Annotated in this window: 1 rRNA gene; it reads left to right on the top strand. The window is 43.9% G+C overall.

The window, feature by feature from the left end:
- Positions 1 to 154 precede the first annotated feature (154 nt).
- Positions 155 to 540 (top strand): 23S ribosomal RNA (locus AC4J95_RS21135); the annotation flags it as partial.

The raw sequence follows: 540 nt of genomic DNA, 5'->3' as shown, positions 1-540 counted from the left end.
TCGTTCATTGAAAACTGGATACAGAAACAATAATTTAAACAAACCGAGAACACCGCGTTGAATGAGTTTTTTAATAAGTTCAATTGCTTATTTATTACTAAGGAACATGATCGCTCATGGGAATTAGTAAGACCCTTGACGAAAGTCAAGATAAGGTTAAGTGAATAAGGGCGCACGGTGGATGCCTTGGCACTAGGAGCCGATGAAGGACGGGACTAACACCGATATGCTTCGGGGAGCTGTAAGTAAGCTTTGATCCGGAGATTTCCGAATGGGGGAACCCAGCATCTTTTATAGGATGTTACTTTTCAGTGAATACATAGCTGATTAGAGGTAGACGCAGAGAACTGAAACATCTAAGTACCTGCAGGAAGAGAAAGAAAAATCGATTCCCTGAGTAGCGGCGAGCGAAACGGGAAAAGCCCAAACCAAGAGGCTTGCCTCTTGGGGTTGTAGGACTCCGATATGGTAGTCCAGTGAGATAGTCGAAGGACCTGGAAAGGTCTGCTAGAAAGGGTAAAAGCCCCGTAGACAAAATTT

This window comes from Enterococcus sp. GPZ-007 (genome assembly GCF_059374735.1).
The sequence above is the reverse complement of the archived record's forward strand: the minus strand, read 5'-3'. Positions and strand labels throughout refer to the sequence as shown.